The sequence below is a fragment of the Mesorhizobium sp. M7A.F.Ca.CA.002.15.2.1 genome, assembly GCF_003998715.1.
Classification (GTDB): domain Bacteria; phylum Pseudomonadota; class Alphaproteobacteria; order Rhizobiales; family Rhizobiaceae; genus Mesorhizobium; species Mesorhizobium ciceri.
In genome coordinates this window covers 1-2,794 of the sequence record NZ_RZPI01000705.1, presented here as the reverse complement: position 1 = coordinate 2,794, position 2,794 = coordinate 1, and the positions used below count along the sequence as shown (strand labels likewise).

Genomic DNA, 2,794 nt, shown 5'->3' with positions numbered 1-2,794 from the left:
GTGCAAGGCAAACCGGCGCGGCTGGCATCGTAGAGCGCGTCGATGATGATCGGATCGACGAGGGCGTTCATCTTCATCCAGATGCGCGCCGGTTTGCCTTGCACCGCGTAGGCAATCTCGTCGGCAATGTGCTTCAGGATGCGGCTTCTCAGCGTGAACGGCGAGATCGCCAACCGCATTTCGTCCGTCGGCTCGGCATAGCCGGTGATGAAATTGAACAGCTGGGCGACATCGCGGGCAATCGTCGGATCTGTGGTGAAGAAGGACAGGTCGGTGTAGATGCGTGCGGTGACCGGATGGTAGTTGCCGGTGCCGAGGTGCACGTAATTGCGCAGCTTGCCGTCCTCGCGCCGCACCACCAGCGACATTTTCGCATGTGTCTTCAGTTCGAGAAATCCGAACACCACCTGCACGCCGGCCCGCTCCAGGTCGCGCGCCCAGCGGATGTTGGCTTCCTCGTCGAAACGCGCCTTGAGCTCGACCAGCGCGGTGACCGACTTGCCGGCCTCGGCCGCGTCGACCAGCGCGCGCACGATCGGGCTGTCGTTGGAGGTGCGGTAAAGCGTCTGCTTGATCGCCACCACCTCCGGATCGGCCATTGCCTGGCGCAGGAACTGCACCACCACATCGAAGGATTCGTAAGGGTGATGGACGACGATGTCCTTCTCGCGGATGGCGGCGAAACAATCGCCGCCATGCTCGCGGATGCGCTCGGGAAAACGCGGATTGTAGGGCGTGAATTTCAGGTCGTCGCGGGGAACGGCGACGATCTCGGAAATCTGGCTGAGCGCCAATGGACCGGTCAAGACGCTGATGCGGCTGGACGACACGCCAAGCTCGCCGGCGACGAAATCGCGCAATTCGCCAGGCATCAGCCTGTCGAATTCGATGCGGATCACCGATCCGCGCCGACGCCGCTTCAGCGCCGTTTCGAACAGGCGCACGAGGTCCTCGGACTCCTCCTCGACCTCGATATCGCTGTCACGGATGATGCGGAACGTGCCGGAGCCCTTGACCTCGTAGCCGGGGAAGAGCTTGCCGATATAGAGGCCGACAGCCTCTTCCAGCGGGATGAAGCGGACATGATGCTTGCGGTCCGGCAGACGGATGAAGCGCTTCAGCGCCACCGGCAGGCGCAGCAGCGCGCTCATCTCCTCGCCATTCTTGCGATGGCGCAATTGCAGCGCCATCGAGAAGCCGAGATTGGGGATGAACGGGAACGGATGCGCCGGGTCGATCGACAGCGGGGTCAGCACCGGGAAAACCTGTTCCTGGAAATGGTCTTCCAGCCAGATTTTCTCGTCCTTGGTCAGCGCATCGCGGGTGATGCTCTCGATGCCTTCCTTGTTGAGCAGCACGGTGAGCGCCGAAAGGCTCTTCTGCTGGTCTTCCTGCAGCCGCTCGACCTCACGCAGCAGCTGTTCGAGCTGCTGTTCGGGGGTGCGGCCGTCGGGGCTCTTCAGCGTGATGCCCTCGCGCACCTGGCCGGCAAGACCGGCGACTCGGACCATGAAGAACTCGTCGAGATTGGCGGCCGAGATCGACAGGAAGCGGACGCGCTCCAGCAGCGGATGATTGAGGTTCAGCGACTCCTCGAGAACGCGCCGGTTGAACTGCAGCCAGGAAAACTCGCGGTTGACAAACCGGTCCGGGTTGCCGCCTTCCGGGCGAGCCACCTCGACATCCACGAATTCGTTCTGCACCGGCTTCAGTTCGTTCATGATTCCCGCTCTTCCACACCCGCTCAAGCCGGCTAGCCAGTCACTCTAGCGACCCATGGTCCCTCCCGGAAACCGAAATCGGTTTTCGGGCCATGGGTTAACCGGCTTAACTTATCCTCTGACAGGCTTTTGCGACAGTTTGATTTCATCGAACTTGCAAAGAGGCCTGATATGATCCAGATGCAGACGAGACTGCGTTAAGGAGACGACGATGGCAGGCGGTTCCATTCCCCATTTTCAGAACGATGCGGGCTATCCGGCAATCGACATCGGCGTGAAGGAATTCATGTGCACGGGCGCCAATCCGCCTTTCGACCACCCGCATGTGTTTCTGGACATGGGCGACGACAATGAAAAAGTCTGTCCCTATTGCTCGACGCTCTACCGCTATTCGCCGAAGCTGAAGGCGACGGAAACGCTGCCGGCCGGATGCATCTACATCGAACAGGCCGCCTGAGACTTTCGCGACCAGCCCGATGAACGACACGCGTTCCCGGCAAATTGTCGTCGCCGGGGCCGGTGTCGCCGGATTGACCGCAGCCCTTGCATTCGCCTCGCGCGGCTACGCGGTTCGGGTGTTCGAACAGGCGCAGCGCCTGGAAGCTGCCGGCGCCGGCATCCAGCTCTCTCCAAACGCGACGCGCATCCTTCGCCAGCTTGGCGTGCTCGACCGGCTGCTGCCGGCAGCGGTGCGGCCGCAAGCCGTGGTGTTGAAGAAGGCCGCGACCTTGCGCGAACTGGCGCGCGTGCCGCTGGGGCAAGCCGCCGAAACCCGCTGGCAAGCACCCTATCTCGTCGCGCACAGGGCCGATCTGCAGAGCGCATTGACCGCGCGCGTTGCCGAGGTGCCGGATATCCATCTCACCACCGGCGCGCGCATCGGCGACGTTGCCTCCGGCCCGCATGGCATCACGGCGACGGCCGAGATCGACGGCAAGACCATCGAGGCGGAGGGCTTCCTGCTGGTCGGGGCCGATGGCGTCTGGTCATCGGTGCGCCCACTTGTCGACTCGGCCAAGGGGTCGGCTTCGCCAAGAAACCATTTCTCCGGCGAACTGGCCTGGCGCGCGACC

3 protein-coding genes are annotated in these 2,794 nt (G+C 62.8%); 2 read left to right on the top strand and 1 reads right to left on the bottom strand.

Annotated elements, in window-relative coordinates:
* A partial coding sequence (locus ENZ74_RS27895) for an RNA degradosome polyphosphate kinase (protein WP_127313151.1) occupies positions 1-1,721 on the bottom strand: 1,721 nt, incomplete at its 3' end.
* Positions 1,722-1,932: 211 nt separating this feature from the next.
* Between ENZ74_RS27895 and ENZ74_RS27890 the strand changes: the two genes are divergently transcribed.
* Together ENZ74_RS27890 and ENZ74_RS27885 are read left to right on the top strand one after the other, a co-directional pair.
* Positions 1,933-2,178: a zinc-finger domain-containing protein gene (locus ENZ74_RS27890; RefSeq protein WP_013532417.1), complete on the top strand. Its 246-nt coding sequence runs from the start codon at positions 1,933-1,935 to the stop codon at positions 2,176-2,178.
* A gap of 19 nt (positions 2,179-2,197) precedes the next feature.
* Positions 2,198-2,794 (top strand): FAD-dependent monooxygenase (locus ENZ74_RS27885; RefSeq protein ID WP_127313150.1); only part of this gene is annotated, 597 nt, incomplete at its 3' end.